5 protein-coding genes are annotated in these 6,940 nt (G+C 65.6%); all 5 read left to right on the top strand.

Annotated elements, in window-relative coordinates:
- The first annotated feature begins 1,684 nt into the window (after positions 1-1,684).
- The 5 genes from BJQ90_RS19670 (at position 1,685) to BJQ90_RS19650 (ending at position 6,923) form a co-directional block, all read left to right on the top strand.
- Entirely contained in the window at positions 1,685-2,569 is an 885-nt protein-coding gene (locus BJQ90_RS19670; RefSeq protein WP_226761873.1) for an endonuclease/exonuclease/phosphatase family protein, read from the top strand.
- Between the two features lie 83 nt (positions 2,570-2,652).
- Positions 2,653-3,339, top strand: a complete 687-nt coding sequence (locus BJQ90_RS19665) for a response regulator transcription factor (RefSeq protein ID WP_226761872.1) — start codon at positions 2,653-2,655, stop codon at positions 3,337-3,339.
- Positions 3,336-4,718, top strand: a complete 1,383-nt coding sequence (locus BJQ90_RS19660) for a sensor histidine kinase (RefSeq protein WP_226761871.1) — start codon at positions 3,336-3,338, stop codon at positions 4,716-4,718. Before BJQ90_RS19665 ends, BJQ90_RS19660 begins: the two co-directional genes overlap by 4 nt.
- Positions 4,719-4,752: 34 nt before the next feature.
- Entirely contained in the window at positions 4,753-5,919 is a 1,167-nt protein-coding gene (locus tag BJQ90_RS19655; RefSeq protein ID WP_226761870.1) for a UDP-N-acetylglucosamine--N-acetylmuramyl-(pentapeptide) pyrophosphoryl-undecaprenol N-acetylglucosamine transferase, read from the top strand.
- Positions 5,916-6,923, top strand: coding sequence for an SDR family NAD(P)-dependent oxidoreductase (locus BJQ90_RS19650; RefSeq protein WP_226761869.1), 1,008 nt, complete (start codon positions 5,916-5,918; stop codon positions 6,921-6,923). The genes BJQ90_RS19655 and BJQ90_RS19650 overlap by 4 nt, the downstream gene beginning before the upstream one ends.
- The last annotated feature ends 17 nt before the right edge of the window (positions 6,924-6,940 follow it).

The following is a 6,940-nucleotide window of genomic DNA, read 5'->3' as shown; positions in this document are numbered from 1 at the left end:
AATCCAAGGATGACTCGCCAGATAGCTGACAAGATTCGCCAGATCGTTTGGCAATTCGCCAACTACGCTGTCAAGCGACAGAGCTCCCTAAGGACAAGCCCGCGCCCTCTGGCCAAACGCCGATAACGGATCTTCCGTCAATTATTGGGTGTGAGTTCGGCTCTGAAAACGATGTGCGAAGTGGGTCCTGCCGGGTTTCGAGCGACGTCATCCAGTAGGTCGCCCATTCTGTGCCTGGACGCGGTGAATGATGGCCCTGGGCGTGGGGCTGGCCCCGAAAGCTTGCATTGTGCTGCCGGCCGAGGTTGGTGCATCGGTATCATTCCCCGATTGGAGCATGGCTCTGGCGAGTAGGCGGGGAGGGGGTTCTGAAAGGCCCCGCCCGGTCATGCGGCTTTCGACGCTGCGGACCATGAAGGGAGTGAACGGAGGTGAAATCGATATGAAAACCCCAGCGACCGACGGTCCTGCGCGGTCTGCCCAGGAGCCCGGAATGAGCGTGGGCATGATCAGGTTGCTGCCGCACGTGGAGTACTACGTCTTGTTCAACTTTGTCGAGACAGAGAAACGCCGCACCTGTCATGCCGGCGTGCGGCGCTTGGGGGAGGCCGAGGCCTTTGGTGGGGAGGATCAGGGTGTGGACAGTGTCCACACTTCGGGCTGCGGACTGGGCCGTACCCGTGCCGGACTAGCCCGTACTCGGCATGTTTCCGCGGGAGTCCCGTGTTTGCAAGGGCTGGAGTCCGGTTCGAGTCCCACCTCGGGCACAGTGTTTTCCCTGTTCAGGGGCTTTTGAGGTGCTTTTTCGTGTGCACATTGTGCACACTCTTGCCTCTGATCTGATGTTCCGGGTGTGTGGGGTCCCGGAACGGCTTATTCGGTTGTGTGGGGGAGCGGCTGACTACGGCGGACCTGGCACTGTCCCGTGGGGCCTCTTCTGGGTGTTCATCCTCGTTCGTCCCTTCCGTCGGGTTTTCGCGTTCACCACTTCATGGTGGCCAGGGCCGCGTACAACATGACTTGCTGAATATTCTTTGTATCGGGCTAGGGTTGCGGCCGGTCCGGAATTTCCGTTCTGATATTTGTTCATGCAGGAATGAGGGGGGAACGGCATGACATGGCAACTGATCCGGAGCAGATCATGAGTTCAGCGGAGTTGAGGTGAGAATGTCAATCTAAGTGGATACCACTTTGGCAGCCTGACTTGAGCCCACTTCGTTGTGTCGGTCCTGCTGATTCACGGTCTGTGCGAGGCGGCAGGAGTCGGTGCCGGTTTCGATGATGGTGCCCTTGAAGCTCAGCCGGTCAACGATCGCCGCAGAGCTTCGGGCCGTCTTTCCTCGTCTTGTTTGTACTCCGGATTATCCGCAGCCCGACTTCACACTCGCCTCAGACTCGCCAGTCATAGTGATCGCATGATGACCCCCTCCCAACGCGCCGCGAATCGGCGGATCCCGGTCGTTGCCTTCGTGGTTCCTGAATCCGTTGCCTTGACGGGATGTTCCCGAGCCGTCTACGCATCGACTCCCGCCGGCATCGTGGACATCACCTTTGAGCACATCTGCGTTCAGGGGCCGCTCGACGGGCGTGTTGCGTCTCTTGATGGTGCGGATCTGAACGAAAACCCCACGGAACCATGCCCCGGCTAAAACATCGGGCCGGCAATCGCCGGATTCGGGGGCGGATGGCCGGGTCCGCCGCCATCCTTCTGTCCATAATCCTGCTCGGCCACGAACATATACCGGATGTGCTCGGTGCCCGGCTCGCGATCGACAGCGCGTTGCCGTGGCTCGGACTGGCCATACCCTTATTGCTGCTTCTCGCCGCCGTTGCTCGGGCGAAAACTGCGGCAGCACTGGTCCTGGTCCCCACGTTGTCCTGGTTGGTGATGTTCGGGGGCGTCATCATCCCCCCGCCCCCCGCCGCCGCCGCGCCACCGGGCACAACGTTGACGGTCGCGACGCAGAATCTCGCCGCGGGCAACCCCGACCCGGGGAAAACGCTGCGCGAGCTGTCGCGAAGATCCCCTGACATCCTCGCTCTCGAAGAAGTCGTCAACCCCATCGACTCCGCCGGGCTGTCAGAATGGCCGTATCAGGTGCGCGTAGGCAGCGTTATGCTCCTGAGCAAATACCCGGTCATCGACTCCGAACCGCTCACCCTCGGGCTCGGCTGGAAACGCGCCCTTCACGCCACACTCGACTCCCCGGCCGGTCCCGTCAGCGTTTACGTCATCCACGCCGATTCCGCCCGCCTCACCGACCACACCCCGCGCAACACCATGATCGAGGACCTCACCAGACTCGTCTCCCACGACGCCGCACCCCGGATCGTCGCGCTGGGAGATTTCAACGCCGCCAGCTACGACACGACCATGGCAGGGTTGAACGCGCTCCTCACCGAAGCAAAACCAACCACCGGGGGATTCGGATTCACCTGGCCCCGGGAATTCCCGCTGATACGACTGGACCACATCCTCACCCGCGGATTCCACGACGCCGGCCTGACCGTCCAGGACACGACCGGAAGCGATCACCTGGCCCTGCTCAGCACGCTCGACACCCGATGAACGCTCCGCCCTGTTTGACCGGATGCGGTGATGCCGGTTCCGTACGGGCAGTTCAAAGCAACCCGCTCTGGGAAGATGGTCACATGCCTACCTCGCGTTTTCGCGTCCTCGTCGTTGATGACGACGCCGACATTGTGCTGGGCATCCGGACCGCGCTGGAGGCCGATGGGTACGATGTCTTCGCGGCAGCAGACGGGTTGTCCGCACTGAGTGCCCTCGTCGGCCATGATCCCCATGCAGTCATTCTCGACCTGGAGATGCCCCTCCTCGACGGGCTCGCGGTCTGCCGCACCATGCGGGCGACCGGCGACAGGACGCCTGTTCTGGTGCTGACTGCCCGCTCGGCCGTCCGGGACCGTATTGCCGGCCTTGACGCGGGGGCCGATGATTACCTCGGGAAGCCCTTCGACCTCGACGAGCTCCTCGCCCGCGTACGTGCCTTGCTGCGCCGCACCGAAGATGTTCCTGCCGGGCGGCTGAGCTGGAACGGTCTCGCGCTCGACGCCGTCAACCGCACCCTCGCCGGCGACGGGCCGCCCATACAACTGACACGAATCGAGGCGGAGCTGCTCTGCGCCTTGTTCGCCGCCCCCGACCGGATGCACAGCCGCACCCGTCTGACCGCGGCGATCTGGGGCGAGGAGGCTGCCCCCTCCTCGAACGCCCTGGAGGTGTACATCAGCCAGGTGCGCCGCAAGCTGGCCGAAGCGGGGCGGGAGGGTGCCGTCCGCAACGAGCGGGGCCTTGGCTACCACCTGGTTGTTAAGTGAATCGCCGTGCGGCCCGCAGGCGACGGTTCCAGCCCTCACTGCGGCGCCGGCTCGCCGGTGTCATCTCAGCGACCGTGGCGGCCGTCATCCTGCTCGTCGCCGGCGCGACGTATCTCGTTGTTCTCGACCAGTTGGAGAGCAACCAGGATGTGTCGCTGCTGCGCGAGGCCACCCGCATCCAGCGCCTTGTCCACGCGCAGGCGAACTACGTCGCTTCGGGCTCCGACAGCTGCTCGTTCGCGGCCGAGCCTGCCTGCAGCCGCACCATCACCGCCGCCGAACCGGTCGAGAATTCCGGGGACGTGCTGCGGCTGACGCCAGCCGCCACCGATGTTGCCGCCGGCCGCAGCGGGACAGTTTACTATACGGCCACCGGGGTGGCCGGGTCGGTGAGGGTGGTCGTCGTGCCGGCGGAAGCGGGCCGCGCGATCATCGTCGGAGTGCCCACCCTGTTGACCGACCGCGCCATCGCCCGCGTGAAGACGGCGATTCTCGCCACCGGCGGGGCAGGCATCCTGCTCGCCGGCATCGTGGGCTTCCTCACGGCGACCGTCGGCCTGCGGCCGGTGCGCTCACTGGCCGCCGTCATCGAACGCGTAGCCCGCACCCGCGACCCTGACGAGCGCGTCGACGTCGACCGGGACGATGAACTCGGCCGCCTCGCCACCTCATTTTCCGCGATGCTGCACGAGCTCTCACTCGCGCGGGCAGCGCAACAGCAGCTCGTGGCCGATGCCTCGCATGAGCTGCGTACTCCCCTCACGACCCTGCGCACGAACTTTGCCTTGCTCAAACGCGAATCGGGCATCTCTCCCGAGCGGCGCCGGGAGCTCGCTGGCGCCATCGATCGCGAGCTTGTGGAAATGCAGGGCCTCGTGACGGACCTCGTGGATCTCGCACGCGGCGAGGAGCCGATTGACGTCGCCGAATCCATTGACGTCGTGCCTGTGTTCCGCGAGGCCCTGGCCGCAGCGGCCAGACACTGGCCCGCCGCGGCATTCACTCTGACGTCCCCCCAGGATGCCGAGCCCCGGGTCATGGCCGAGCGCGGCCGCCTGCTGCGGCTCGGCAGTGTGCTGCTCGATAATGCGGGCAAATACGGTTCGACCGCGGACCGGCCAGCGGTGGAGGTGAGTATCGAACCCCGCGACGAGAACGTCCGGTTCGTCATTGCAGACCGCGGGCCGGGCATCCCGGGCGAAGATCTGGAGCGCGTCTTCGACCGCTTCTACCGCTCGCCGGCCTCCCGCGGCATGGCCGGTTCGGGCCTGGGCCTGGCCATCGCGCACCAGATCGTCGCCTCGCTCGGCGGAACGATCGAGGCGCAGGCCAGACCAGGTGGGGGTGCGATCATGGTCGTGGAGCTCCCGGCCGCTTAATCTTTGCCTCACATTCGCCCGCGAACATGAGGTCATGACTCAGACCCTGCTTCCCCCTCACCCAGGCTCCCGGGTGTCAGGCCGCCCGCTCCGGGTGGTGATCGGTGCCGGCGGCACCGGCGGCCATATCTACCCCGGAATCGCTGTAGCAGACGCCATCCGGCGCCGGATACCCGATGCCATCATCACCTTTTCCGGAACGACGCGTGGACTCGAAGGCCGCCTCGTACCCGAAGCCGGTTATCGCCTCGACACCGTCACCATGATTCCCTTCGCGAAACAGGCCGGCCTGCGGCGTTTTGCCCTCCCCGCCTATCTCTTGGCCAGCGCACTGAGGGTCGCGGCAATGTTGCGCCGCGAGGAGGTCGATGTCGTGATCGGCATGGGCGGATACCCGAGCATGCCCGCGGTACTGGCCGCGAGGTTCGCCAAACGGCCGTGCATCATTCATGAGTCCAACGCGGTGCCGGGGCTCGCCAACCGGGTGGCGGCACGCATCGCCGGCCAGGTCGGACTCGGCTTGCCGAACGCCGAATGGATTCTTCCGCCCGGAGTAGACGGCCGTGTCGTCGGCATCCCGGTTTCCGAATCGATAGCCCGCGCCGACCGCGATGGATTGGGCGCCCTCGCCCGCGCCCACTTCGGGCTCCGCGACGACCAGCGCCTCGTTGTCATCAGCGGCGGAAGCCAAGGCGCCGCCACCCTGACCCGGGCAGCGCTCGGGGTTGCGGCACTATGGTGTTCCCGCGGGGACATCCGCCTGCTCATCAAGGCCCGGCCGGAAGAAATGGACGACGCCCGGCGGCAGCTCGAAGCATCCGGAGGGCACCGGATTGCCACGGTCGTGGAATACATCGACCGCATGGACTACGCCTACGCCGCGGCCGACGTCGTCGTCACCCGTGCCGGGTCGGCCACGATCGCCGAACTGGACATCCTGGACCTGCCTGCGGTGCTCGTGCCCTACCCGCACGCCCCCGGCGATCACCAGAGCCACAACGCCCGTGCACTCGCCCAGGGCGGGCGGGCAATCGTCATTTCCGATGCCGCCCTCACCGCCGCAACACTGCAGGCCGCGCTGACCGACCGGCTGACGGCGCCCCCCGCCGCTCCCGCCGCCTCCGCCCATTCCACCGCGGCCGACACCGTCGCAGACTGGGCCATCTCCCTTGCCCCCTCTACCCAAAGGACCACCTCATGAGCACCCACCCCGACTACCTCGCGCACTACCGCGGCCTTCTCGTTCTCGTGACCGGAGCCGAAGGATTCATCGGCTCAACCCTGGTCGAGGAGCTGCTGGCCGCTGGCGCCCGCGTGCGGGCACTGTGCCACTACAAGCCCTACCGCGAACGCGGCTTCCTTGCCGCCTATGAGCACGACGACCGCGTCGAGTTCATTGCCGGAGACGTCCGGGACGCCAACGTCGTCGACAACGCGGTCTCCGGCGTCGACATCGTGTTCCACCTGGCCGCACTGATCGGCATTCCATACAGCTATCAGGCACCGGACTCCTATCTGCAGACCAACGTCATCGGCACCCACAACGTCCTCGCCGCCTGCCGCAGGCATGGTGTGCGGCTGGTGCACACCTCCACGTCGGAGGTCTACGGCACAGCCCGTGTCGTGCCCATCCCTGAAACACACCCGCTGCAGCCCCAATCCCCGTACTCGGCTTCGAAAATCGCAGCCGACAGCATCGTCATGTCGTACTGGCACAGCTTCGGGACCCCTGTCGCGATCTGCCGGCCCTTCAACACTTATGGGCCCCGTCAGTCCGCACGCGCCGTCATTCCCGCGATCCTCCGCCAGCTGCACGCGGGCCAGCGCGAAATTCGTCTTGGATCCCTCTCACCCACACGGGACTTCACCTTCGGAACCGATACCGCGCGCGGGTTCCTGGCGATCGGTGCGAGCGAGGAAGCGCTCGGACTCGCCCTCAATCTCGGAACCGGCAACGAGATATCCATCGGCACCTTGGTGGATAAACTCATCCGCATCTCGGGCCACGACGCCCGTGTCGTCCTGGATGACACCAGGCTCCGGCCGGCAGGCAGCGAGGTCGAACGGCTTCTCGCTGACAACACGGAAGTGAAGCGGCTCACCGGGTGGAACCCCGAAATCAGCCTCAACGACGGACTCGCCCGAACCTGGGAATGGATAACAACCGCCCCAGTACATGCCGGCGCGCCAAGCTACGCGAGATGACCAAGCTGCGACGGCCC

Source organism: Arthrobacter sp. SO3, assembly GCF_020532825.1.
Taxonomy (GTDB): domain Bacteria; phylum Actinomycetota; class Actinomycetes; order Actinomycetales; family Micrococcaceae; genus Arthrobacter.
The sequence above is the reverse complement of the archived record's forward strand: the minus strand, read 5'-3'. Positions and strand labels throughout refer to the sequence as shown.

What these genes read in the sequence shown, in the direction of transcription:
- BJQ90_RS19670 (WP_226761873.1), top strand. Translation starts at nt 1,685, where the DNA reads ATGGCCGGGTCCGCCGCCATCCTTCTGTCCATAATCCTGCTCGGCCAC.
- BJQ90_RS19655 (WP_226761870.1), top strand. Translation starts at nt 4,753, where the DNA reads ATGACTCAGACCCTGCTTCCCCCTCACCCAGGCTCCCGGGTGTCAGGC.
- BJQ90_RS19650 (WP_226761869.1), top strand. Translation starts at nt 5,916, where the DNA reads ATGAGCACCCACCCCGACTACCTCGCGCACTACCGCGGCCTTCTCGTT.
- BJQ90_RS19665 (WP_226761872.1), top strand. Translation starts at nt 2,653, where the DNA reads ATGCCTACCTCGCGTTTTCGCGTCCTCGTCGTTGATGACGACGCCGAC.